This is a genomic window from Streptomyces sp. NPDC051180 (genome assembly GCF_040689545.1).
Lineage (GTDB): Bacteria > Actinomycetota > Actinomycetes > Streptomycetales > Streptomycetaceae > Streptomyces.
Genome location: NZ_JBFBBC010000013.1, coordinates 154,731 through 179,056, shown reverse-complemented (window position 1 = coordinate 179,056; position 24,326 = coordinate 154,731). Strand labels below are relative to the sequence as shown.

The 24,326-nt window shown below is 71.8% G+C and carries 23 protein-coding genes; 12 read left to right on the top strand and 11 right to left on the bottom strand.

Going from position 1 to position 24,326, the window contains the following annotated elements; genetic code table 11:
* Positions 1–95 precede the first annotated feature (95 nt).
* The 7 genes from AB0424_RS23465 to AB0424_RS23435 all read right to left on the bottom strand — a co-directional run bounded on the left by AB0424_RS23465 (position 96) and on the right by AB0424_RS23435 (position 7,915).
* The gene (locus AB0424_RS23465) at positions 96–575 is read right to left on the bottom strand and encodes a hypothetical protein (protein WP_366308413.1); all 480 of its coding nucleotides are present in this window, start codon (positions 573–575) and stop codon (positions 96–98) included.
* Positions 576–713: 138 nt separating this feature from the next.
* Positions 714–2,132, bottom strand: coding sequence for an FAD-dependent oxidoreductase (locus AB0424_RS23460; protein ID WP_366308411.1), 1,419 nt, complete (start codon positions 2,130–2,132; stop codon positions 714–716).
* A gap of 36 nt (positions 2,133–2,168) precedes the next feature.
* Positions 2,169–2,966, bottom strand: a complete 798-nt coding sequence (locus AB0424_RS23455; RefSeq protein ID WP_366308409.1) for an ABC transporter permease — start codon at positions 2,964–2,966, stop codon at positions 2,169–2,171.
* Positions 2,966–3,892, bottom strand: a complete 927-nt coding sequence (locus tag AB0424_RS23450; RefSeq protein WP_366308407.1) for an ABC transporter permease — start codon at positions 3,890–3,892, stop codon at positions 2,966–2,968. Before AB0424_RS23450 ends, AB0424_RS23455 begins: the two co-directional genes overlap by 1 nt.
* Positions 3,889–5,058, bottom strand: coding sequence for an ABC transporter ATP-binding protein (locus AB0424_RS23445; RefSeq protein WP_366308405.1), 1,170 nt, complete (start codon positions 5,056–5,058; stop codon positions 3,889–3,891). The genes AB0424_RS23450 and AB0424_RS23445 overlap by 4 nt, the downstream gene beginning before the upstream one ends.
* 44 nt (positions 5,059–5,102) lie before the next feature.
* Positions 5,103–6,350, bottom strand: coding sequence for a spermidine/putrescine ABC transporter substrate-binding protein (locus AB0424_RS23440; RefSeq protein WP_366308403.1), 1,248 nt, complete (start codon positions 6,348–6,350; stop codon positions 5,103–5,105).
* 50 nt (positions 6,351–6,400) lie between these two features.
* The gene (locus AB0424_RS23435) at positions 6,401–7,915 is read right to left on the bottom strand and encodes a gamma-aminobutyraldehyde dehydrogenase (RefSeq protein WP_366308402.1); all 1,515 of its coding nucleotides are present in this window, start codon (positions 7,913–7,915) and stop codon (positions 6,401–6,403) included.
* Between the two features lie 175 nt (positions 7,916–8,090).
* Between AB0424_RS23435 and AB0424_RS23430 the strand changes: the two genes are divergently transcribed.
* Positions 8,091–8,639 carry an NADAR family protein gene (locus AB0424_RS23430; RefSeq protein ID WP_366308400.1) on the top strand — a complete coding sequence of 183 codons (549 nt, stop codon included), beginning with the start codon at positions 8,091–8,093 and terminating at the stop codon, positions 8,637–8,639.
* 240 nt (positions 8,640–8,879) lie between these two features.
* On the opposite strand, the gene AB0424_RS23425 is transcribed toward AB0424_RS23430, so the two are convergent.
* Positions 8,880–9,557 (bottom strand): DUF4190 domain-containing protein, encoded by a 678-nt coding sequence (locus AB0424_RS23425; protein WP_366308398.1) that lies wholly within the window; start codon positions 9,555–9,557, stop codon positions 8,880–8,882.
* A 75-nt stretch (positions 9,558–9,632) separates the two neighbouring features.
* On the opposite strand from AB0424_RS23425, the gene AB0424_RS23420 reads away from it, so the two are divergent.
* The 6 genes from AB0424_RS23420 (at position 9,633) to AB0424_RS23395 (ending at position 15,335) form a co-directional block, all read left to right on the top strand.
* Positions 9,633–10,664, top strand: a complete 1,032-nt coding sequence (locus tag AB0424_RS23420; protein ID WP_366308396.1) for an adenosine deaminase — start codon at positions 9,633–9,635, stop codon at positions 10,662–10,664.
* A 19-nt stretch (positions 10,665–10,683) separates the two neighbouring features.
* On the top strand, positions 10,684–11,373 hold the full coding sequence (locus AB0424_RS23415) for a glycerophosphodiester phosphodiesterase (protein ID WP_366308394.1): 690 nt from the start codon (positions 10,684–10,686) through the stop codon (positions 11,371–11,373).
* Positions 11,370–12,149, top strand: coding sequence for an SAM-dependent methyltransferase (locus AB0424_RS23410; RefSeq protein ID WP_366308392.1), 780 nt, complete (start codon positions 11,370–11,372; stop codon positions 12,147–12,149). The genes AB0424_RS23415 and AB0424_RS23410 overlap by 4 nt, the downstream gene beginning before the upstream one ends.
* Complete coding sequence (locus tag AB0424_RS23405; protein WP_366308390.1) at positions 12,149–13,354, top strand: histidine kinase; 1,206 nt, start codon at positions 12,149–12,151, stop codon at positions 13,352–13,354. The genes AB0424_RS23410 and AB0424_RS23405 overlap by 1 nt, the downstream gene beginning before the upstream one ends.
* Complete coding sequence (locus tag AB0424_RS23400; protein WP_366308388.1) at positions 13,351–14,034, top strand: response regulator transcription factor; 684 nt, start codon at positions 13,351–13,353, stop codon at positions 14,032–14,034. The genes AB0424_RS23405 and AB0424_RS23400 overlap by 4 nt, the downstream gene beginning before the upstream one ends.
* A gap of 128 nt (positions 14,035–14,162) precedes the next feature.
* The gene (locus AB0424_RS23395; protein WP_366308386.1) at positions 14,163–15,335 is read left to right on the top strand and encodes a serine hydrolase domain-containing protein; all 1,173 of its coding nucleotides are present in this window, start codon (positions 14,163–14,165) and stop codon (positions 15,333–15,335) included.
* Here the strand turns inward: AB0424_RS23395 and AB0424_RS23390 are convergent.
* The 3 genes from AB0424_RS23390 to AB0424_RS23380 all read right to left on the bottom strand — a co-directional run bounded on the left by AB0424_RS23390 (position 15,317) and on the right by AB0424_RS23380 (position 18,727).
* On the bottom strand, positions 15,317–15,871 hold the full coding sequence (locus tag AB0424_RS23390; protein WP_366308384.1) for a hypothetical protein: 555 nt from the start codon (positions 15,869–15,871) through the stop codon (positions 15,317–15,319). The two genes, AB0424_RS23395 and AB0424_RS23390, sit on opposite strands and share 19 nt — an antisense overlap.
* A gap of 113 nt (positions 15,872–15,984) precedes the next feature.
* A complete protein-coding gene (locus AB0424_RS23385) occupies positions 15,985–17,148 on the bottom strand; it encodes a spermidine/putrescine ABC transporter substrate-binding protein (protein ID WP_366308382.1) in 1,164 nt (387 codons plus the stop codon).
* Positions 17,149–17,290: 142 nt separating this feature from the next.
* Positions 17,291–18,727 (bottom strand): gamma-aminobutyraldehyde dehydrogenase, encoded by a 1,437-nt coding sequence (locus tag AB0424_RS23380; RefSeq protein ID WP_366308380.1) that lies wholly within the window; start codon positions 18,725–18,727, stop codon positions 17,291–17,293.
* 190 nt (positions 18,728–18,917) lie between these two features.
* Here AB0424_RS23380 and AB0424_RS23375 point away from each other — a divergent pair, with 190 nt between their 5' ends.
* The 5 genes from AB0424_RS23375 to AB0424_RS23355 all read left to right on the top strand — a co-directional run bounded on the left by AB0424_RS23375 (position 18,918) and on the right by AB0424_RS23355 (position 24,080).
* Positions 18,918–19,424, top strand: coding sequence for an Lrp/AsnC family transcriptional regulator (locus AB0424_RS23375; RefSeq protein ID WP_366308378.1), 507 nt, complete (start codon positions 18,918–18,920; stop codon positions 19,422–19,424).
* Positions 19,409–20,788: an aspartate aminotransferase family protein gene (locus AB0424_RS23370; protein WP_366308376.1), complete on the top strand. Its 1,380-nt coding sequence runs from the start codon at positions 19,409–19,411 to the stop codon at positions 20,786–20,788. The genes AB0424_RS23375 and AB0424_RS23370 overlap by 16 nt, the downstream gene beginning before the upstream one ends.
* A gap of 202 nt (positions 20,789–20,990) precedes the next feature.
* Positions 20,991–21,716 carry an ATP-binding cassette domain-containing protein gene (locus AB0424_RS23365; protein WP_366308374.1) on the top strand — a complete coding sequence of 242 codons (726 nt, stop codon included), beginning with the start codon at positions 20,991–20,993 and terminating at the stop codon, positions 21,714–21,716.
* Positions 21,698–22,855 (top strand): hypothetical protein, encoded by a 1,158-nt coding sequence (locus tag AB0424_RS23360; RefSeq protein WP_366308372.1) that lies wholly within the window; start codon positions 21,698–21,700, stop codon positions 22,853–22,855. Before AB0424_RS23365 ends, AB0424_RS23360 begins: the two co-directional genes overlap by 19 nt.
* A gap of 85 nt (positions 22,856–22,940) precedes the next feature.
* Positions 22,941–24,080, top strand: coding sequence for a Rossmann fold nucleotide-binding protein (locus tag AB0424_RS23355; protein WP_366308370.1), 1,140 nt, complete (start codon positions 22,941–22,943; stop codon positions 24,078–24,080).
* The last annotated feature ends 246 nt before the right edge of the window (positions 24,081–24,326 follow it).

The window sequence follows — 24,326 nt, the reverse complement described above, 5'->3', positions numbered from 1 at the left end:
TGCCTCCGGGGGTGGGGGAATCGAGGTGGGAGCGCGCCACAGCATGGTCCAGACCAATCGAGTGGTCAAGACCTCTGTTCGTTCCCGACGGTCGGTCAGACCCCGCCGCTCCCGCCCGACCCCCCGGCCAGCAGGCCCGCGGCCTCGTGCATCGCCAGCTCCAGGAGCGAGGCGTCGTTGAGCGTGCCCGTGCCGTCCGGCGCCACCAGCCAGCGCACCCCGCCGGTCACCCGCCCCGGGTACGGCACCACGATCCAGGTGCCGGCGCCCGCGCCGCGCACCCCGGTGCCGAGCCAGCGGGAGACGGTGCCGGGCGGCACGAAGAAGCCGATCCGCGCCTCGCCGAAGTCGGCGAGGACCGGCCCCGGCCGGTCCACCAGCCGGTTCAGCACGTCGAGCGTGGCGCCGCCGAGCTCGCCCGGCAGGATCAGCACGTCCCAGCGCAGGCCGGCGGGGAGCAGCGCCACCCCGTGCGGGTTGCGCTCCCACTCCCACCGGCAGGCGTCGGGATCGGGCGCGACCGAGGCCAGCCACTCCATCGCACTCTTGGTGCCGGAGGCCCCCGTACCAGTCATCGCAACGTCTCCTCTCCGTGTGGACGCGGTGTCCACACGGAGAGAGCGCGGGCGGCGGCCGCTCTTACGCGACTTCGCCTACTCACCGGTTGTGAGGTGAGTCACAGCCGATCAGCAGGCGTCCGGGACCGCCCGGGATCAGCTGTCGAAGCCGAGACCGAAGCGGTCCATCGTCTTCAGCCACAGGTTGCGGCGGCCGCCGTTCTCGTCGGCGCGGGCCAGCGCCCACTTGGTGATGCCGATGCCGGCCCAGGCGATCGGCTCCGGCGGGAACGGCATCGGCTTGGAGCGGACCATGTCCAGCTCGGTGCGCTCGGTGCGCTCCCCCGCGAGCAGGTCGAGCATCACGTCCCCGCCGAAGCGGGTCGCGCCGACGCCGAGGCCGGTGAAGCCCGCCGCGTACGCCACCTTGCCCTGGTGCGCCGTGCCGAAGAAGGCCGAGAAGCGCGAGCAGGTGTCGATCGCGCCGCCCCAGGCGTGGCTGAAGCGCAGGCCCTCCAGCTGCGGGAAGCAGCGGAAGAAGTGCTCGGCGAGCTTGAGGTAGGTCTCCGGACGGTGGTCCATGTCGGCGTTCAGCTTGCCGCCGAAGGGATAGATCGCGTCGTAGCCGCCCCAGAGGATGCGGTGGTCGGCGGTGATCCGGAAGTAGTGGAACTGGTTGGCGGAGTCGCCCAGGCCCTGCCGGTTCTTCCAGCCGACGGAGGCGAGCTGCTCGGGGCTGAGCGGCTCGGTCATCAGGGCGTAGTCGTAGACCGGGACGGTGTACGGCCGGACGCGCTTGACCAGCGACGGGAAGACGTTGGTGCCGAGCGCGACCTTCTCGGCGACGATCCGGCCGTAGGGGGTGCGCACGCCCATGCCGGCGCCGACGGAGACCAGCTCCAGGCCGGGGGTGTTCTCGAAGATCCGGACGCCCAGGTCGAGGCAGGCCCGCTTCAGGCCCCAGGCCAGCTTGGCCGGGTTGAGCATGGCGACGCCGCGGCGGTCCCAGAGCCCGCCGAGGAAGGTCGGCGAGTCGACCTCGGCCCGGACGGCGTCCCGGTCGAGGAGTTCCAGGCCGTCCGCGAGACCGAGGCGGTCGATCTCCTCGTACATCTCGGTCAGTTCCTCGACCTGGTACGGCTCGGTGGCCACGTCGATCTCGCCGGTGCGCTCGAAGTCGCAGTCCAGGGAGTAGCGGGCGACCGCCTCCTCGATGCCGTCGAGGTTCTCCTCGCCGAGCCGTTCCAGCTGCGCCAGCTCCTGCGGCCAGCGGGCGAGCCCGTTGCCGAAGCCGTGGGTCAGGGAGGCCGCGCAGAACCCTCCGTTGCGGCCCGAGGCGGCCCAGCCCACCTCGCGGCCCTCGATCAGTACGACATCCCGGGCGGGGTTGCGCTCCTTGGCGAGGAGCGCGGTCCACAGTCCGCTGTAGCCGCCGCCGACGACGAGGAGATCGCACTTCTCGGTGCCGGTGAGGGCGGGCAGGGCGCCGGGCTTGCCGGGGTCTTCCAGCCAGAAGGGGACGGGCTGGGCGTCGGAGAGAGATTGTGCAGCGAGACGCATGGCGACTGGGGCCATGGTTTCCAACTCCTTCGGTGCCTGACCGGGGCTCGGTCAGGCTGTTGCTGTCTTCTTGCGCCGGTTCGCGATGATCTGTCCGGCCATGACCATCAGTACCGCGAGGACGAACATCGCGGTGCCGATGACGTTGATCTGAACGGGGGTTCCACGCTGCGCCGAGCCCCAGACGAACATGGGGAAGGTCACGGTGTTGGGACCCGCGTTGAAGTTGGTGATGATGAAGTCGTCGAACGAGAGCGCGAAGGCGAGCAGCGCGCCGGCCGCGATGCCGGGCGCGGCGATGGGCAGGGTGACGCGCAGGAACGTCTGCGCGGGTCCCGCGTAGAGGTCGCGTGCGGCCTCCTCCAGGCGGGGGTCCATGGACATGACCCGGGCCTTGACCGCGGTGACGACGAACGACAGGCAGAACATGATGTGGGCGATCAGGACCGTCCAGAAGCCCAGCTCGATCCCCATGTTGAGGAAGAGGGTGAGCAGCGAGGCGGCCATGACGACCTCGGGCATCGCCATCGGCAGGAAGATCAGCGAGTTGATCGCTCCGCGCGCCCGGAAGCGGTAGCGGACCAGGGCGAAGGCGATCATCGTGCCGAGGGCGACGGCTCCGAGGGTCGCCCAGGCGGCGATCTGGAGCGACAGCGACAGCGACTGGCACATGTCGGCGACGCCGCAGGGGTCCTTCCAGGCGTCCAGCGAGAAGCGCTGCCAGGAGTAGTTGAAGCGCCCGTTCGGCTTGTTGAACGAGAACACCATGACGACGACGTTCGGCAGGATCATGTACGCGAGCGTCAGCAGGCCCGCGATGACGACCAGGTTGCGACGGATCCAGCGCATCAGACCAGGTCCTCCGTTCCCGCTCGGCGGATGTAGACGGTGACCATGAGCAGCACGATCGCCATGAGGATGAAGGAGAGCGCGGCGGCCGTCGGATAGTCGAGCACCCGCAGGAACTGCGACTGGATGACGTTGCCGACCATCTTGGTGTCGGTCGAGCCGAGCAGTTCGGCGTTGACGTAGTCGCCGCTGGCCGGGATGAAGGTGAGCAGGGTGCCGGAGACGACGCCGGGCATCGACAGCGGGAAGGTCACCTTGCGGAAGGTGGTCGCCGGCGAGGCGTACAGGTCCTGCGCGGCCTCGTGCAGCCGCCCGTCGATCCGCTCCAGGGAGGTGTAGAGGGGCAGGATCATGAAGGGCAGGAAGTTGTACGTGAGACCGCAGACGACGGCCATCGGGGTGGCGAGCACGCGGTCGCCCTCGGTCCAGCCGAGCCAGCTCGTCACGTCGAGGACGTGCAGCGTGTTCAGCGCGTCGACCACGAGGCTGTCGTCGGCCAGGATCGTCTTCCAGGCCAGCGTCCGGATGAGGAAGCTGGTGAAGAAGGGCGCGATGACGAGCACGAGGAGCATGTTGCGCCAGCGGCCGGCCTTGAAGGCGATGAGGTACGCGAGCGGGTAGCCCAGGAGCAGGCAGAGCAGGGTCGCGGTCCCGGCGTACAGCAGGGAGCGGACGAACTGCGGCCAGTACTCCAGGAAGGCGTCCCAGTAGGTGGCGAAGTGCCAGGTGACCTGGAAGCCCTGCTCCAGGTTGCCGGTCTGGACGGAGGTCGACGCCTGGTAGACCAGCGGCAGCGCGAAGAAGACGAGCAGCCAGATGATGCCGGGCAGCAGCAGCCAGTAGGGGACGAGCCGCTTGCGGGTGGACGGCTTGCGCAGGACCGGTTCCTCGGTCGGCGGCGCGTCCTTCACGAGGGTCGCGGTCATGCGGCGTCCTCCACCGTCTCCACGCCCGCGTCGATGTCCTGCGCCGCGTCGAGTCCGAAGGTGTGCGCCGGGTTCCAGTGCAGGACGACCTCGGCTCCGGGAACGAGCCGGGTGTCCCTCTCTATGTTCTGCTCGTAGACCTGGAGTTCCGCGCCCGCCGGCGAGTTCACCACGTACTGGGTGGAGACGCCGATGAAGGAGGAGTCGGCGATCCGGCCGGTCACCCGGTTGCGGCCGTCGGCGATCGAGCCCGCGTCGTCGGCGTGCGCGAGCGAGATCTTCTCGGGGCGGACGCCCACGAGCACCTTGCCGCCCTGGCGGACGGCGGAGGTACAGCGGTCGCCGGGGATCCGGAGCTTGCCGCCGCCGGCCGTGACGAGCACCTCGGAGCCGGTCTCCAGGACCTCGGCCTCGATGAGGTTGGAGGTGCCCAGGAAGTTGGCGACGAAGGTGGTGTGCGGGTTCTCGTACAGGTCGGCGGGGGCGCCGAGCTGCTCGACCCGGCCGCCGTTCATCACCGCGACCTGGTCGGCCATCGTCATGGCCTCCTCCTGGTCGTGGGTGACGTGCACGAACGTGATGCCGACCTCGGTCTGGATCCGCTTGAGCTCCAGCTGCATCTGCCGGCGCAGTTTGAGGTCGAGGGCGCCGAGCGGCTCGTCGAGGAGCAGCACCTGCGGGTGGTTGATGAGCGCGCGGGCCACGGCGACGCGCTGCTGCTGGCCGCCGGAGAGCTGGTGCGGCTTGTGGTGGGCCTTGTCGCCGAGCTGGACGAGCTCCAGCATGTCGTCGACCTGCTTCTTCACCGACTTGATGCCGCGCCGGCGCAGACCGAAGGCGATGTTCTCGGTGATGTCCATGTGCGGGAAGAGCGCGTAGGACTGGAAGACGGTGTTGACCGGCCGCTTGTACGGCGGGAGGTCGGTGACGTCGGTGTCGCCGAGGAAGACCGTGCCGGTGCTCGGGTCCTCCAGGCCGGCGATCATCCGCAGGGTGGTGGTCTTGCCGCAGCCGGAGGCGCCGAGGAGGGCGAAGAAGGAGCCCTGCGGGACGGTCAGGTCGAGCGGGTGGACGGCGGTGAACGAGCCGTACGACTTGCTGATCCCGGTGAGACGGACGTCGCCGCCGCCAGTGTTCTTTCCGGTGTGCGCAGTCTTGTCAGTCATGGGTTGCGGTCCCAGGGGAGTGAGAGAGGTGGACGACGTCGGGCTCAGGCGCCGATGAGCTTGGCGAACTTCTCCTCGTACGCCGACTCCTCCGCGCTGGTGAGGGAGCGGAAGGCGTGCGACTTCTTGGCCATGGCCTTGTCCGGGAGGATCAGCGTGTTGTTCGCGAGCTCGGGGTCGATCTTGGCGAGCTCGTCCTTCACCCCGTCGACCGGGCAGACGTAGTTGATGTACGCGGCCAGCTGGGCGGCGACGGGAAGCTCGTAGTAGTGGTCGATGAGCTTCTCGGCGTTCGTCTTGTGCCGGGACTGCGCGGGGACGAGCAGGTTGTCGCTGGAGGTGATGTATCCGGCGGCCGGGATGGCGTAGCGGATGTCGGGGTTGTCCGCCTGGAGCTGGATGACGTCGCCGGCCCAGGCGAGGCAGGCCGCCAGGTCGCCCTTGTCCAGGTCGGAGGTGTAGTCGTTGCCCGTGAAGCGGCGGATCTGCTTCTTGTCGACGCCCTTCTGCAGACGTCCGATCGCGGCGTCGTAGTCGGCGTCCGTGAAACGGCCCGGGTCCTTGCCGAGGTCGAGCAGGGTCATGCCGACGGAGTCGCGCATCTCGGTGAGGAAGCCGACGCGGCCCTTGAGGGTCGGGTCGTCCAGGAGCTGGCTGACCGAGTCGACCTTCTTCCCGCCGGTCGCCTTGACGTTGTAGGCGATGACGGTGGATATGCCGGTCCAGGGGTACGAGTAGGCGCGGCCCGGGTCCCAGTCGGGGCTGCGGAACTGGGAGGACAGGTTCGCGAACGCGTGGGGCAGGTTCGAGGCGTCGAGCTTCTGCGCCCAGCCGAGCCGGATGATGCGGGCCGCGAGCCAGTCGGTGACGCAGATCAGGTCGCGGCCGGTGTCCTGGCCGGCCGCGAGCTGCGGTTTGATCTTGCCGAAGAACTCGACGTTGTCGTTGATGTCCTCGGTGTACTTGACCTTGATCCCGGTGCGCTTGGCGAACGCCTCCAGGGTGGGACGGGACTTCTCGTCCTCGCTGACGTCCATGTATTCGGTCCAGTTGGAGAAGGCCACGGTCTTCTCCTTCGCCGAGAAGTCCGTCGAGGCGGGACCCTGGCCCTCCCGCTTGGCCGGCGGGATGCCGCAGGCGCTCAGCCCGGCGAGGCCGCCGAGGGTGAGCGCGCCGACGCCGCCCGCCCGCAGCATCGAACGACGGCTGAGCGCGCCCCTGCCGCTCGTCAGACTGCGCCGTATCGCCGCCCGCTGCGCGGGGGACAGGCTGTCGGGCTCGTACTGCTCCATGCGCTGTGCCCTTTCGGGATGGTGTGAGCCGCTGGTCGGGCGGCGGGCTGCTATCGGTCCCCGAAGATCGTGCGGTGCCAGTCCTTGGCCGCCACCGCGGTGTTGTCGAACATCACGTGCTTGACCTGCGTGTACTCCTCGAAGGAGTACACCGACATGTCCTTTCCGTAGCCGGACGCCTTGGTGCCGCCGTGGGGCATCTCGCTGATGATCGGGATGTGGTCGTTCACCCAGACGCAGCCGGCCTTGATCTCCCGCGTGGCGCGGTTCGCCCGGTAGACGTCACGGCTCCACGCGGAGGCCGCGAGGCCGTACGGGGTGTCGTTGGCGAGCCGGATGCCCTCGTCGTCGCCGTCGAAGGGCAGCGCGACCAGGACCGGTCCGAAGATCTCCGACTGCACGACCTCGCTGTCCTGCGCGGCCCCGGTGATCAGGGTCGGTCGATAGTACGCACCGTCCTTGAGGTCTCCGCCGGGCGCTTCGCCGCCGGTGACGACGGTGGCGTAGCCGCGGGCGCGCTCGACGAAGGCGGCGACGCTGTCGCGGTGGCGGTGGCTGACGAGCGGGCCCAGGTCGGTGGTCGGCTCGAAGGGGTCGCCGACGCGGACGGTCTCCATCAGCTCGGCGACGCGGGCGACGAACGCGTCGAAGAGCGGACGCTGGACGTACGCGCGGGTGGCGGCGGTGCAGTCCTGGCCGCTGTTGATGAGGGAGGCGGCGACGGCGCCGTGGGCGGCGGCCTCCAGGTCGGCGTCGTCGAAGACGACGAAGGGGGCCTTGCCGCCCAGTTCGAGGTGGAGCCGCTTCACCGTGGCGGTGGCGACCTCGGCGACCCGCTTGCCGACCGGGGTGGAGCCGGTGAAGGAGGTCATGACCACGTCGGGGTGGCCGACGAGGTGCTCGCCGACGACCCGGCCGGAGCCGCTGACGACGTTGACCACGCCGTCGGGGATGCCCGCCTCCTTCGCGGCCTGCGCGAACATCAGCGAGGTCAGCGGGGTGAGCTCGGCCGGCTTCAGGACGATCGTGTTGCCGGCCGCGATCGCCGGGAGGATCTTCCAGGCGGCCATCTGGAGCGGGTAGTTCCAGGGGGCGATGGAGCCGACGACGCCGATCGGCTCGCGCCGTACGTAGGAGGTGTGGTCGCCGCTGTACTCGGCGGCGGACTGGCCCTGGAGGTGACGGGCGGCGCCCGCGAAGAAGGCGGTGTTGTCGACGGTGCCGGGCACGTCGAACTCGGTGGTGAGCCTGAGCGGCTTGCCGCACTGGAGCGACTCGACCCGCGCGAAGTCGTCGGCCCACTCGGCGAGGACGCCGGCGAGGCGGTGCAGCGCGTCGGAGCGCTCGCCCGGGGTCGCGCCCGACCAGCCGGGGTATGCCGCCTTGGCGGCGGCGACGGCCTCGTCCACGTCGGCGGTGGAGGCGAGCGCGTAGGTGTAGACGCTCTCCCCGGTCGCCGGATCGATCACGCTGTGTTCCCGACCGGAGGTCCCGGCCCGGAGCCGCCCGCCGATGTACTGTGCGCCGTCCGCGAAGCGGTCCGTCACCTGGAAGCGGTTGCCCATGACGCTCTCCGTTGTCCCAGCTCGATTTGAGTGCCGATCCTGACATGGTGAAAGTGCCCCAACAAGTGATTCCGTTGTTGCCTTTTGGTTACGCGACGGAATCGGTCGACCATGTGTCGAGGCGGCCGGAAAATCTCCGTACGGAGTGTCCGTGGCGGCTGCCACACTCCCATGCATGAAGAAGATCGACGAGCTGACACAGCAGGTCAACAGGGGTGACCGGACGAAGTGGCTGCTCTTCTGGGGTCACCGTCCGCATCCGGACGGACGCCTTTCCGCGAGCTGTCTCAGCCAGTGGTGGCCGGCGCCCTTCACCGTCGACGGCGTCGCGTACGCGACGGCGGAGCACTGGATGATGGCGGCCAAGGCCCGTCTCTTCGGGGACGCCGAGGCCGAGCGGGCCGCGCTGGCCGCCGGCACCCCCGCGCAGGCGAAGGCGGCGGGCCGCCTCGTCCGGGGATTCGACGACACGGTCTGGGAGCGGGAGCGCTTCGGCGTCGTCGTCGAGGGCAGCGTCCACAAGTTCGCCTCGGACCCGGCGCTGACCGGATTCCTGCTGGGCACCGGGAACCGCGTCCTGGTGGAGGCCAGCCCGGTGGACCGCATCTGGGGCATCGGCCTGGCCGCCGACGACCCCCGCGCCCAGGACCCGGCCCGCTGGCGCGGCCTCAACCTCCTGGGCTTCGCCCTGATGGAGGCCCGGGACCGGCTGGCGGCGGGCTAGGGGGTGTCTTGTCGGTCAGGCCGGATCGGGGAGCGGCGTCTGGTGCCGTGCCTCGCAAGGCGGAGGAGGGAGTCATGGCGGAGCCATGCCGACCGACGACAACGCGGCGAGGTGCGGTGCCAGACGCCGCGAGCCCGGCCTGATCGGCAAGACACCCCCTAGCGCCTTCCTGGCCCTACCGGACACGCGCCAGGGCCCCGCACCTCGGGGAGGTGCGGGGCCCTTTGCTGCGCGGGGACGTCAGCGGGTGATCTCGAGCACCAGGCTCGACGCGAACGGGTCCTCGTCGGTGCCGGAGTCCTCGAAGGTCGAGGAGTCCTGGGCGATGGCCCAGATGATGAAGCCGAGGAAGACGGCGCTCACCAGGACGCCCACGGAGCCCAGGACGATGCCCGCGATGGCCATGCCCCGGTTCGTCGCCTCGCCCCGGTTCGCCTTCTTCAGGCCGATGACGCCGAAGATCAGCGCGAGGACGCCGAGGACGACGCCCAGGCCGTACATGCAGAACCCGGCCACCGCGATGATGCCGAGCACCATCGCGGTCGTCCCCATGCCGTTGGACGGGGACTGCTGCCAGCCGGGCTGGCCGGCGTACCCCGAGCCGTAGCCCGGGTAGCCGTAGCCGGACGCGGCCGGGGCGGCCGGCTGCGGGGCCGGAGCGGCCGGGTAGCCGTAGGCCCCCGGCGTCGCCGGCGGATAGCCGTAGGCGTCGGGCGTCGCCGCCGGGCCGCCCGGGGCCACCGGGGGCGGCGGGACGTCGCCGGTCGCCGCCGGCATCGACGTCACCGTCATCTGGTCGTGCACGGGCGGTGGCGTCGGTGACGGCGCCTTGCTCAGTTCCACCCCGTCGCGGTTCGGCGGAGCCCACGGGTCCGCCGGGTCGTACCCGCCCTGCGGCTGGTCTCGGTTGTCAGACATGGGCCTCCCCCATCGTGGTCACGCCATGCTACGACCTCCCCCCTGCGGCCGACCCGACCGGCCTACGATGATCCGATGACCGACCTCCACCCCTTCATCGCCGGCCTGCCCAAGGCCGAGTTGCACGTCCACCACGTCGGCTCCGCCTCCCCGCGGATCGTCGCCGAGCTGGCGGCGCGGCACCCCGACTCCAAGGTCCCCACGGACCCGGAGGCGCTGGCCGACTACTTCACCTTCACAGACTTCGCGCACTTCATCGACGTCTACCTCTCCGTCGTCGACCTGGTCCGCACCCCCGAGGACGTCCGGCTGCTGACCTTCGAGGTCGCCCGGGACATGGCACGGCAGAACATCCGGTACGCCGAGCTGACCATCACGCCGTACTCCTCCACCCGCCGCGGCATCGACGAGCGCGCCTTCATGGCGGCGATCGAGGACGCCCGCAAGGCGGCCGAGGCCGAGTTCGGCACCATCCTGCGCTGGTGCTTCGACATCCCCGGCGAGGCCGGCCTCGTCTCCGCCGAGGAGACCGCGCGCCTGGCCACCACCGACGGCATCCGCCCGGAGGGCCTCGTCTCCTTCGGCCTCGGCGGCCCGGAGATCGGCGTGCCGCGCCCGCAGTTCAAGCCGTACTTCGACCGGGCGCGGGCGGCCGGCCTGCACTCCGTCCCGCACGCGGGCGAGACGACCGGTCCGCAGACCGTCTGGGACGCGATCCACGACCTGGGCGCCGAGCGCATCGGCCACGGCACCAGCTCGGTCCAGGACCCGGCGCTCCTCGCGTACCTGGCGGAGCACCGCATCGCCCTGGAGGTCTGCCCGACCTCGAACATCGCCACCCGGGCCGTCGCCACCCTGGACGAGCACCCGATCCGGCAGATGGTCGACGCCGGCGTCCTCGTCACGGTCAACAGCGACGACCCGCCGATGTTCGGCACGGACCTCAACAACGAGTACGCCGTCGCCGCCCGTCTCCTCGGCCTCGACGAGCGCGGTGTCGCCGACCTCGCCAAGAACGCGGTGGAGGCGTCCTTCCTCGACCCGGCCGGCAAGGCCCTGATCGCCGCCGAGATCGACACGTACACGAACGACTGGCTCGCGCGCTGACGCCGACGAGAATGGGGCCATGCGCTCCGTCACTGTCGTAGGCCATCGCGGCGACCCGTACCGCGTCCGTGAGAACACGCTCCCCTCGATCGCGTCGGCGATCGAGCGGGGGGCGGACGCCGTCGAGATCGACGTCCGCGTGACCCGGGACGACGTGCCGGTCCTCCTGCACGACGACACCCTGAAGAGGCTGTGGGGGCACGACCGGCCCCTCGCCGACCTCACCCACGCGCAGCTGCGCGAACTCACCGGCGGCGGGGTGCCGACCCTCCGCGAGGCGCTCCTCGCCGCCGGGGACCACCGCCTGATGCTGGATCTGCCCGGCGGGAACGAGGAGTCGGTCCGCCGGATCGTCGGCACCGTCCGCGAGTGCGGCGCCGCGGGGCGCGTGTACTACTGCGCCGGGGCCGTCGCCATGCTCCAGGTGCGGGCCGCCGACCCCGCCGCCGAGATCGCCCTCACCTGGACGACGCTCGCCCCGCCCCGGCCCGTGCTGCTCGACGCGGTCCGGCCGAAGTGGCTCAACTACCGCTTCGGGCTGGTCAGTCGGGCGCTGAGCGAGCAGGTGCACCGGGACGGCCTGCTCCTCTCCGCGTGGACGGCGGACACCTCGCGCACCATGCGTAAGCTGATCTTGAACGGGGCCGACTCCATCACCACCAACCGCGTCGACACCCTCTCCGCCGTCCTGCGAAAGGCTCAGGCATGACCGACCGGATCCGGACCGACATCGCCCACAACGCCCGGGTGTGGAACTACTGGCTGGGCGGCAAGGACAACTACCCGGTGGACCGCGCCGTCGGCGAGCAGGTCACGGGCTTCTACCCGGCCATCGGCGAAGTCGCCCGCGCCGACCGGGCGTTCCTCGGCCGGGCCGTCACGCATCTGGCCGCCGAGGCGGACGTGCGCCAGTTCCTCGACATCGGCACCGGCCTGCCGACCGCAGACAACACCCACGAGGTGGCCCAGCGGGCGGCCCCGGACGCCCGTGTCGTCTACGTCGACAACGACCCGATCGTCCTCACCCACGCCCGCGCGCTCCTGACGAGCGCGCCCGGCGGCGTCACCGAGTACATCGACGCGGACGCGCGGGACCCCGAGAAGATCCTCACCGTGGCCGCCGCCACCCTCGACCTCACGCGACCGGTCGCGGTGCTGATGCTCGGCATCCTCAACTTCGTCCTGGACACCGACGAGGCCCGGTCGATCGTGCGGACGCTGATGGAGGCCGTCCCCTCCGGCAGCCATCTCGTGCTCACCCACCCCACCCTGGAGCCGGAGCTCGGCGGCGAGGCCAACGAGGCTGCGATGGCCTTCTGGAACGAGCACGCGACCCCGCCCATCACCGCCCGCAGCCGCGCCGAGTTCACCTCCTTCCTGGACGGCCTCGACGTGCTGGATCCGGGGATCGTGTCGTGCTCCCGCTGGCGCTCCGAAGGGGCCCCCGTGGTGGCCCAGTTCGGCGCCGTGGCGCGCAAGCCGTAATGGGCATACGGGGGGACGCCCGCGGCGCCTGGGAGCGGACGCGGAGCTGGGGGACGGCGAATCCGTGGGCGGTGGACATCGGGATCGCCCTCCTCGTCCAGGCGGCGATGACGATGCCCTTCGTGGTGCCGCGCGGGCCCGAACTGGAACCGGCGACGTGGCCCGCATACGGGCTGACGACACTCACCGTGCTGCCGCTGGTCTGGCGGCGCCGCGCGCCGCTCGCGGTGCTGTGCGCGATCCTGGCGGCGAGCGCGCTGTACAAGCTGGCCCTGGAGGGGCCGGGGCAGCCGCTGCCGTACACGGGGCTCGTCAGCGTCTACACGATCGCCGCGCTGGCACCGGCCTGGCACCGGCTGGTCACGGCCGGGCTCCTGGTGGTCGCGGTGCCGGCCTCGGTCTGGCTCAACACCCAGTCGGCGCGCGAACTGACCTTCTCCCTCTTCGTGTTCGGCGCCGCGTACGTCTTCGGGCGGCTCCAGGACGCGCGGCAGCGGGCTCACCGGATCGAGGCCGAGCAGGCCGCCGCGCGGGAACGGGCCCGCATCGCCCGGGAGATGCACGACATCCTGTCGCACGCGGTCAGCCTGATGATCGTGCAGGCGGAGGCCGGTCCGGTGGCCGTGCGGGCGGCGCCCGCGCGCGCCGAGGCGGCGTTCGAGGCGATCTCGGAGACCGGCCGCGAGGCGATGGCCCAACTGCGCCACATGCTGGGGCTGTTGCGCGACGGCGGAGGCGAGGGGGCGGCGCCCCGGGAGCCGCAGCCGGACCTCGGCGGCATCCCCGACCTGGTGGAACGGGTGCGGGCCAGCGGGCTGTCCGTCGCCTACGAGACGGAGGGCGGCGTGCGGGCGGTGCCGGCGGCGACCGGCGCGAGCGCGTACCGGATCGTGCAGGAGGCGCTGACCAACGTCGTCAAGCACGCCCACGCCCGCACCGCCGAGGTCCGGCTGGTCCACCGGGAGGGCGCCCTGACCGTCACGGTGACGGACGACGGGCGCGGCCCCCGGCCCGGCTCCGGCGGCCACGGCCTCGTCGGCATCCGGGAACGGGCCGCCGCGCACGGCGGCACGGCGGCGATGGGCCCCGGCCCGGGCGGCCGGGGCTTCGAGGTGCGGGTCCGGCTGCCCGTGCCCGCCGCGCCGGTCGCGGCGGGGGCGGGGAAGAGGACGACGACGGACACGACGGCGGAGGCGGGACGATGACGATCCGGGTGGTGGTAGCCGACGACCAGGAACTGGTCCGCAGCGGCTTCGCGATGATCCTGGACGCACAGCCGGACATCGAGGTCGTCGCGGAGGCCGGCGACGGGGCGGAGGCCGTCGACGCGGTCCGCCGGCTCGCCCCCGACGTGGCGCTGCTCGACATCCGGATGCCCCGGACGGACGGCATCGAGGCGTGCCGGACGATCAGCGCCGAGTCCGCCTGCCGGACGGTGATCCTGACGACCTTCGACACCGACGCGTACGTGTACGAGGCGCTGCACGCGGGCGCGAGCGGCTTCCTCCTGAAGGACGTGCGACGGGACGACCTGGTGCACGCGGTCCGGGTGGTGGCGGCCGGCGACTCGCTGCTCGCGCCCTCCGTGGCCCGGCGGCTGGTGGAGCAGTACACGGCGGGCGGCCCCCGCCCGGCGGACCGGGCCCCCGACCCCCGTCTCGACGTGCTGACCGGCCGCGAACGGGAGACGCTGCTGCTGCTCGCGCGCGGTCTGTCCAACGCGGAGATCGCAGCCGCACTGGTGGTCAGCGACCACACGGTGAAGACGCACGTGGGGAACGTCCTCGCCAAACTGGGGCTGCGCGACCGGATCCAGGCGGTGATCTGCGCGTACGAGACGGGGCTCGTGGCGGCCGGCTCTCCCCCGCCCGGGGGAGGCGGGTAGCGCGGGACTCCCCCGCGTCGGCGAGGCGCCGGCCGCCGGAAGACCGCCGGTACGGGCGATCCGCGGGAAGCCGCCGGTCAGCAGGATGGAGCCATCGAGAACAACGGCTCACACCACCGGAGTTGACCATGAGGAAGTCCACCCGCGCGCTGCTCGCGGCCGCCCTGGTCCTGGGCGTCGCCACCGCACCGGCGTTCACCCCGGCCTTCGCCGCGGCGCCGCCGGCGCTCGTGTCCGCCGCGCCCGCGCCGTCGGGTCCGGATCTGAGCGCGGTGATCGCCGGCCTCCCCCGCGCCGACGCGACGGCCGCGCTGGTCCGGGTCGGCGGCACCGAGGGCACCTGGCGGGGCAGCGCGGGCGTCCACGACCTGGGGACGAACGCCCCGGCGGATCCGGACGCCCGCTTCCGGGCCGGTTCGGTCACGAAGGTGTTCACGGCGGCGACCGTCCTGCAGCTGGCCGCCGAGGGCCGGATCGACCTCGACCGCACGGCCCGCTCGTACCTGCCCGACCTGATCCCCGGCCGGTACGGCCGGGTGACGGTGCGCCAGCTCCTGAACCACACCCACGGCATCCCGGCCGCCGACCTCCCCGGCGAGACGGTGGAGGAGTGGTACGCGCGCCGGTTCGACGTCCACACCCCGCAGGAGCTGGTCCGTTCGGCGACGGCGCGGCCGCGCGAGTTCCGCCCCGGCACCCGGCAGCACTACCTGAACATCGGCTACACGATCGCCGGTCTGATCGTGGAGCGCGTCACCGGCGACGCGTACGCGCACCAGGTGGAGCGCCGGATCCTGCGGCCGCTGGGCCTGCGGGACACGTACTTCCCGGGCGGGTCACCGGAGATCGCCGGGCCGTACAACCACGGCTACCAGACGATGCGGCTCGACGACGGGACGACCGGGCTCCGCGACGTGTCGGCGTGGGGGACGACGGACGGCTGGGCCGCCGGCGACATCGTCTCCACCACCGCCGACCTGGAGCGGTTCACCCGGGCCCTGTTCGCGGGCCGGGTGGTCCGCGGTCCGCTCCTGGAGGAGATGTTCACGCTGCCGAAGGTGGCGGACCTGACCTCGGGCGATCCGGCGGCGTACTCGGCCGGCCTCTCGATGAAGCGGCTCGGCGGCCGCGAGGTGTGGGGCAAGACCGGTGGCCGCTGGGGCTACACCACCGCGATCGCCTCGACCCGCGACGGCTCCCGCACCCTCGTCTACAGCGTCAACGCGACCGACGCCAAGGGCCAGGACATGAACCGCACGGCCCTCGGCCTCATGGTCGCGGCCTACGGCCTGCCCGACTGAAGCGCCGCCGGGAGGGCGACGGCCGGCGCCGTCCCCGCCTCCAGCCGCTTGATCAGCCGGCGCACGTGGAGCAGCGGCAGGATCCCGACGACGCCGAAGGACATGTCGATGACCGACCACCAGAAGGGGATGCCCCGGATCGGCCCGCAGACGAGGGCGAGCGGGACGATGCCGAGGCAGGCGATCATGCCGAACTCGACGACCCAGACGTTGCGGACGGGGTCGCGGTAGGCGCCGTGGAAGGCGACGGCGATGACGAGGTGGGCGAAGGCCAGCCAGTCGGTGCCGTAGAGGAGGTACGGAGCCTCCCGGTCGGCCTCCGCGACGCCCTCCCGCACCCGGTGGATCCACTCGGCGAGCCCGGGGAACAGGTCGCCCACGGGCGCGGCCCCGCCGGTCAACGCGGAGTCCAGGAGCCCCAGTTCGGTGACGAGCGGAAAGGCCGTGACCCCGCTGAGGACCAGGCAGACGACGAAGACGATCAACCAGACGCGGATGCGCGCGAGAAGGGCTCTCGGCCCGTTCGTGTCGCTCATGGGGCCAGCGTACGCCCTTCTTGAACACGTTCAGAAATGGGGTGCCCCGTCGCGCGCCCGCGTGCGCAGCGACCGACTCCCCGACGGGGCGCACCCGTTCGGGCCGGAGCGGCTCACAGCCCGACGATCGAGTTCCACCTCTTCGCGAACTCCTGGCGCTCGTCGGCGGCGATGTCCCGGGCGATGGCGAGCCGGCCGCGCATGGCGGCGTCGGGGAAGATCAGCGGGTCCTCGGCGAGGGCCGCGAGCTCCTCGTCGCCGGAGTCGGCGAGGACGGCCTGGGCGGCGGGCACCGGGCAGACGTAGTTGACCCAGGCGGCGAGTTCCGCGGCCACCTCGGGCTCGTAGTAGTAGTCGACGAGCCTCTCGGCGTTGCCCTTGTGCTGCGCGAGGTTGGGGATCATGAGGGACTCGGACCAGAGCTCGGCGCCCTCCTCGGGCACGACGAACTCGATGTCCGGGTTGTCGGCCTGGAGCTGGATGACGTCGCCCGAGTACGCCTGGCAGGCCAGCACGTCGCCGGTGGACAGGTCCTTGATGTAGTCGTTGCCGGTGAAGCGCCGGATGTGCTTCTTCCGGACGAGCCCCTCGATCCGCTCGCACAGGGCGTGGAAGTCGTCGCCGGTCCAGCGGGTCACGTCGACGCCCTCGCCCATCATGAGCAGGGCGAAGGACTCGTCGAGACCGGAGAGCAGGGTGACCTTGCCGCGCAGGTCGTCGGCCCACAGCTCCCGTGTGGAGCGCAGTTCGCGCCCGAGCTTCCTGCGGTTGTACGCGATGCCGGTGATCCCGGACTGCCAGGGCACGCTGTGCAGCCGGCCCGGGTCGAAGGCGGGCGCGCGCAGTTGCGGCCCGAGGTTGCGGGCGACGTTCGGCTGGGCGGCGCGGTCCATCTCCTGGACCCAGCCGAGGCGGACGAAGCGGGCGGCCATCCAGTCGCTGACGACGATCAGGTCGCGGCCCGTCTCCTGCCGGTTCATCAGCGCGGGGCCGATCTTGCCGAAGAACTCGTCGTTGTCGTTGATCTCCTCGGTGTAGCGGACGGAGATCCCGGTGCGCTCCCGGAAGGCGTTCAGCGTGGGGCGCTGCGACGTGTCCTCGTCGTCGGTGTCGATGTAGAGGGGCCAGTTGGCGAAGTCGACCACGCGGTCCCGCGCGGAGAGGTCGCGACCGGCGCGGTCGCCCTCGTCGACGTAGGCGGCGGGCACCCCGCATCCGGCGAGCAGGGCCGCGGCCCCGACACCGCCGGCGCCTCGCAGCAGGGAACGGCGGGACACGTGCGTGCTGACTGTGGCTCTCACCCGCACAGCATCCCGGCCGCCCGTCAGCTGCGGCAATGGACGGTCCGTCGAGCGACGGCGCGCGGCCCCGACACCCTGTCGACCGGGGTGCCGGGGCCGCGCGGAGCAGGGGCGTCGATCAGCCCAGGGAGGTCATCACGTGCTTGATGCGCGTGTAGTCCTCGAAGCCGTAGGCGGAGAGGTCCTTGCCGTAGCCGGACTTCTTGTAGCCGCCGTGCGGCATCTCGGCGACCAGCGGGATGTGGGTGTTGATCCACACGCAGCCGAAGTCGAGGGACTTGGACATGCGCATCGCGCGCGCGTGGTCCTTGGTCCACACCGAGGACGCCAGGGCGTACTCGACGCCGTTGGCGAACTCCAGGGCCTGGGCCTCGTCCGAGAAGGACTGGACGGTGATGACCGGGCCGAAGACCTCGTTCTGGACGATCTCGTCGTCCTGCTTGAGGCCGGAGACGACGGTGGGGGCGTAGAAGTAGCCCTTGTCGCCGACGCGGTGGCCGCCGGCCTCGACCTTGGCGTGGGCCGGGAGGCGCTCGATGAAGCCGGTGACCTGCTTCAGCTGGTTGGCGTTGTTGAGCGGGCCGTACAGCACGTCCTCGTCGTCCGGCTGGCCGGTCTTCGTCGCGGCGGCGGCCTTGGCCAGCTGGGTCACGAACTCGTCGTGGATCGACTCGTGGACGAGGACGCGGGTGGCGGCCGTACAGTCCTGGCCGGCGTTGAAGAAGCCCGCGACGGAGATGTCCTCGACGGCCTTCTCGATGTCGGTGTCCTCGAAGACGACGACCGGGGCCTTGCCGCCCAGCTCCAGGTGGACGCGCTTGACGTCCTTGGCCGCCGACTCGGCGACCTGCATGCCGGCGCGCACGGAGCCGGTGATGGAGGCCATCGCCGGGGTCGGGTGCTCGACCATGGCCTTGCCGGTCTCGCGGTCGCCGCAGACGACGTTGAAGACGCCCTTGGGCACGATCTGCCCGATGATCTCGGCCATCAGGACGGTCGACGCGGGGGTCGTGTCCGAGGGCTTGAGGACGACGGTGTTGCCCGCGGCGAGCGCCGGGGCGAACTTCCACACCGCCATCATCATCGGGTAGTTCCACGGCGCGACCTGGGCGCAGACGCCGACCGGCTCGCGGCGGACGATCGAGGTCATGCCCTCCATGTACTCGCCGGCCGAGCGGCCCTCCAGCAGGCGGGCGGCACCGGCGAAGAAGCGGATCTGGTCCACCATCGGCGGGACCTCCTCGCTCGCGGTGAGGGCGACCGGCTTGCCGGTGTTCTCGACCTCGGCGGCGATGAGCTCCTCGGCCCGCTCCTCGAAGGCGTCCGCGATCTTGAGCAGTACCTTCTGGCGCTCGGACGGCGTGCTGTCACGCCAGGCGGGGAAGGCGGCCGCGGCGGCCTCCATGGCGGCGTCGACGTCGGCCTGGCCCGAGAGCGGGGAGGTGGCGTACACCTCGCCGGTGGCCGGGTTGACCACGTCGATGGTGCGGCCGTCGGCCGCGTCGCGGAACTCCCCGTTGATGTAGTTACGCAGCCGGCGCAGCTCGGTGGTCACTTGCCACCCCTCCTGTCACGTTCTGTCGTCGCACGTCCTTGTGCGGTGTCCCGATGGGCGAGACACCTCAGCCTAATCGCTTGACTGACGCTTTCAACAGCCCCGACCCCCCGCAACTTCGGATTCGGTGAGATCTGGGCCCGTCGACAACGAATTACATCGCTTCGGGGTTGCACAACGGACAATCTCGGTGCACAGTGAAGCCGTGGCCAGTCGAAGCGCAGACTCCAGAACCGGAACCGGTTCGTCCCCGACGATCGATGCCGTCTCCCTGGCGATCATCGAACAGCTCCAGGAAGACGGTCGCCGCCCCTACGCGGCGATAGGAAAGGCCGTCGGCCTCTCCGAAGCCGCAGTGCGGCAGCGCGTCCAGAAGCTGCTCGACCAGGGCGTCATGCAGATCGTCGCCGTCACCGACCCGCTCACCGTGGGTTTCCGGCGGCAGGCGATGGTGGGCATCAACGTCGAGGGTGACCTGGATCCGGTCGCGGAAGCGCTGACGGCCATGGCCGAATGCGAGTACGTGGTGATGACCGCGGGCTCCTTCGACCTCATGGTGGAGATCGTCTGCGAGGACGACGACCACCTGCTGGATGTGATCAACAAGCGCATCCGCACCCTCCCCGGCGTGCGCTCCACCGAGAGCTTCGTCTACCTCAAGCTCAAGAAGCAGACCTATATGTGGGGAACCCGATAGCCGTGAGCAAGGACCTCTCCAAGACCGCCTACGACCACCTGTGGATGCACTTCACCCGCATGTCGTCGTACGAGAACTCGCCCGTCCCCACCATCGTGCGTGGCGAGGGCACCTACATCTTCGACGACAAGGGCAAGCGCTACCTCGACGGTCTCGCGGGGCTCTTCGTGGTCAACGCCGGACACGGCCGCCAGGAGCTGGCCGAGGTCGCGTACAAGCAGGCCCAGGAGCTCGCGTTCTTCCCCGTGTGGTCGTACGCGCACCCCAAGGCCGTGGAGCTCGCCGAGCGCCTCGCCGACTACGCCCCGGGCGACCTGAACAAGGTCTTCTTCACCACCGGTGGCGGAGAGGCCGTCGAGACCGCCTGGAAGCTCGCCAAGCAGTACTTCAAGCTGCAGGGCAAGCACACCAAGTACAAGGTCATCTCGCGCGCGGTCGCCTACCACGGCACCCCGCAGGGCGCCCTGTCCATCACGGGCCTGCCGGCCCTCAAGGCCCCCTTCGAGCCGCTGGTCCCCGGCGCGCACAAGGTGCCGAACACCAACATCTACCGCGCCCCGATCCACGGCGACGACCCCGAGGCGTTCGGCCGCTGGGCCGCCGACCAGATCGAGCAGCAGATCCTCTTCGAGGGCCCCGACACCGTCGCGGCCGTCTTCCTGGAGCCGGTGCAGAACGCCGGCGGCTGCTTCCCGCCGCCGCCCGGGTACTTCCAGCGCGTCCGCGAGATCTGCGACCAGTACGACGTGCTGCTCGTCTCCGACGAGACGATCTGCGCCTTCGGCCGCCTCGGCACGATGTTCGCCTGTGACAAGTTCGGCTACGTGCCGGACATGATCACCTGCGCCAAGGGCATGACCTCGGGCTACTCCCCGATCGGTGCCTGCATCGTCTCGGACCGCATCGCGGAGCCGTTCTACAAGGGCGACAACACCTTCCTGCACGGCTACACCTTCGGTGGCCACCCGGTGTCCTCGGCGGTCGCGATCGCCAACCTGGACATCTTCGACAAGGAGGGCCTGAACCAGCACGTCCTCGACCAGGAGGGCAACTTCTTCGACACGCTGAAGAAGCTGCACGACCTCCCGATCGTCGGCGACGTCCGCGGCAACGGCTTCTTCTACGGCATCGAGCTCGTCAAGGACAAGGTCACCAAGGAGTCCTTCACGGACGAGGAGACCGAGCGCGTGCTCTACGGCTTCCTCTCCAAGGCGCTCTTCGAGAACGGCCTGTACTGCCGCGCCGACGACCGTGGCGACCCGGTCATCCAGCTGGCCCCGCCGCTGATCGCCGACCAGGGCACCTTCGACGAGATCGAGGGCATCCTGCGCTCGGTGCTCACCGAGGCGTGGACCAAGCTCTAGAGGTCCCCAGGCATCACGCCGCCCTCACGGCGTGACCCCGGCCCGGGCATGCCTCCATCCGAGTGGATGGAGGCGGCCCGGGCCGTGTGCTGTCCGTACAAGCGGATCTGAATCCTTACGGTGCCCAGTGACCGACAGGCCCGTCCTTCGTTCCCCCGGACGGGGGAACGCAAGAATCGGATCCGACATCGAGGTGTACGCGATGGCCCCACCGGACAACGACGTGCTCTGGGCGCGTTCCCTGCACTGCGCCCTGGGCGGCACGGAAGCGCTCACCGGCGTCTCCCTCGGCGTCCGCGAGGGCGAGATCCTCGCCGTCGCCGGACCGCGCGGCAGCGGCAAGACCACCCTCCTGCGCTGCCTCTCCGGCCAGCTCGTCGCCCAGCAGGGCGAGGTCTGGTTCAACAGCAGCCCGGTGCACACCCTGAGCCGCGCCCACCGCGAACGGCTCCGCCGCGACCGCTTCGGCTGGATCGACCCGCAGCCGGGCCTCGTCCCCGAACTCACCGGCTGGGAGAACACCGCCCTGCCGCTGCTGCTCCGCGGGGTCTCCCACCGGGCCGCGAGGACCGCCGCCCTGGAGTGGCTCGACCGGCTCGACATCGGCGCCGGGGCCCGCAAGCGCCCGCACGCCCTCAGCCAGTCCCAGCGCCAGCGGATCGCGATCGCCCGCGCCCTCGTCACCACCCCCTCGGTGCTCTTCGCCGACGAGCCCACCGCCACCCTGCACCAGGCCGACGGCGCCCAGGTCCTGCGCACCCTGACCGCCGCCGCCCGCTCGCACGGCATCACCGTGCTGCTCGCCACCCACGACGGCGAGGTCGCGGCGCTCGCCGACCGCTCGGTCGCGCTCCTGGACGGACGCAGGGTCTCCGTACCCCCGGCGTCAGGGGCGGAGGGCGTCGCCGCGTGCTCGCTCTCCGTCTAGCCCGCGGGACCCACCCCCTCGTCCTGACGCGGCGGCTGCTCGTCGCCGCGGCGGCCGCGGGGGTCGGCTTCCTCCTGCTCTGCACCCTCGGATACGCCGTCGGGCACCCGGACCGCTCCTCCACCTCGGCCCTGCGGCTGCTGTGGTGCGTGCTGCCGCTCGCCGCCACCGTCCAGTTCGCCGTCGCCGTGGCCCGCACGGACCCCAGCACCCGGCCGCGGCCCGGACTCTCCGCGGTCGGCCTCGGCCCGGCGCGGCTCACCGCGATCGCCGCCGCCTCCACGGCGGTCGCCTGCACGCTCGGCTCCATGGTCGCGCTCCTGTTCTACCTGCACCTGCGCGGCGACATCACCGGCCTGCCGTTCGACGGAGCCGCCGCCGACCTCCTCGCCGCCGACCAGCCGCTGCCGCTCGCCGCGGCCCTCACCCTGCTCGCGGTCCTCCCGGTCGTCGCCGCCACCGCGGCCGGCCTCGCCCTTCGCCCCCGGACCGCCGACGACGGCGCCCGGGCCGCGGAGGGAGCCGAGCGGCCCGTCCCGTCCGGCCTGCCGTGGGGCGTCGCGCTGGTCGCCGCCGGCCTCGCCGTGGAGACGTACGCGGGCCGCGGCGGCGGGGACGGCGTCCCGCTGCCCGGCCGCTTCGACGGCAGCCCGGCGGGCGTCCTCGCCGGCTGGGTGCTGACCGCCGTCGGCCTCGCGCTGGCCGGCCCGGGCCTCACCCACGGCTGCGGCCGCCTGCTCCAGGCGTTCCGGCCCGGCGCCACCCGGCTGCTCGCCGGCCGCGTGCTCATGGACGAGGCCCGGCGCATCGGCCGCCCGCTCGGCGTCGTCAGCGCGGTCGTCTCGGGCACCTTCGCGGCCGCCGCCGTGTACGACGCGGAGACCGGCCCCGACGCCTTCGGACCGCTCACCGGGCTCGGCGCGGCCCTCGTCCTCGCCTGTACCACCGCCACGCTCCTCACCGCGGCCCTGGAGTCCCGGCAGTCCCGCGCCCACACCACCGAGGCCCTCCTGCGGATCGGCGCCCCGCCGACCGTCCTGCGTACGGCGGCCCTGATGCGCGCGGGCGCGCTGCTCGCCGTCTTCCTGCCCCTGACCTGGATCGTCGCGCGCCTCGCCGCCCTCCCGCTCATCGGCTGACCCACCCGCGCACCCGGGCCGTCCGGCTCCCGGCCACCGCTCCGACGACGGGCGGCCCGGGCCGGACGGCCCCTATCGTGGGCCCATGGCGACGCTCCCCCCGGCCCACCGCCCACCCGGCCCGCGCGGGCACGGACACGAGATCCACACGCTCGACGCGTTCGACGCGGCGCTCGCCCGCCCCGGCTCCCTCACCGGCCTGCGCGTCCAGTCGGTCGACCTGACCGACCGGACCTTCGCCCTGCTCTCCGCCACCGCCGCCGAGGCCGTCTTCCTCGGCTGCCCCATGGAACCGGAGGCCGCCGCCAAGGTCCGCGCCGACGGGGCGCTCGTCTTCCCGCCCGTTCCCGACCTGCCCTTCGACCCCTACCGGGCGCGGCTCTACACCCCCGACGAGCTCTACGACGGCCTCGCCGACGAGGGGTACGGGGCCACGCCGGACGCGCGCGCGTACGCCTGGTTCGGGCGGACCCGGGCCGACGGCGACATCTTCTCCTCGATGCTCCGCTCGCTCCACGACGACGCCGTCTCCGACGCCCTCGACGAACACCTCGCCGGGGCCCGCGTCGTCGGCGTCATGGGCGGCCACGCGACCGGCCGCGGCACCCGGGGGTACGCAGGCGCCGCCCGGCTCGGCCGGACCCTCGCCCGCGCCGGCCTCACCGTCGCCACCGGCGGCGGGCCGGGCGCCATGGAGGCGGCCAACCTCGGCGCGTACCTCGCCCCCTTCCCCGACGCCGCCCTCCCCGAGGCCCTCGACCTCCTCGCCCGGGTCCCGTCCTTCACCCCCTCGGTGACGGACTGGGCCCGCGCCGCCTTCGCCGTACGGAGCCGCTTCCCGCGCGGCGGGGCGTCCGTCGCCGTCCCCACCTGGTTCTACGGCCACGAGCCGCCGAACCCCTTCGCCTCCCACATCGCCAAGTACTTCGCCAACGCCCTCCGCGAGGACGGGCTCCTGGCCCGCTCGACCGCCGGCGTCGTCTTCCTGCCCGGCGCCGCCGGCACCGTCCAGGAGATCTTCGCCGACGCCACCCCGAACTACTACGGGTCCCTCGGCGCCCCCGCCCCCATGGTCCTCGTCGACCGCGCCCACTGGACCGACCGCCTCCCCGCCTGGCCCCTGCTCCAGGCCCTCGCCGCCGACCGCCCGATGGCCTCCCGCATCGCCCTGGTCGACTCCGTCGACGAGGCCCCCGCAGCCCTGGAGAGGTGGGCCACGACCTGACGTCGGCCCTGCACCCCCACACGGCGGAGACGGACCCGCCTGCGGGCGGACGACCCCGGAGCCGTCCGCCGGGAAGCTCGGCGCACGACACCGACGACACCCCTGGCCGCCTGGCCGTCCTGGGCCGGCCGGGCCGCGCTCCTGTGGTCCGCGCTGTACGCCGGAGGCGCGGCCGTCGCCGCCGCCTTCGGTCCGGCCTTCGGCTACGCGCTGCTCACCAAGGCCACCGGCACCGGTGCAGAGGCG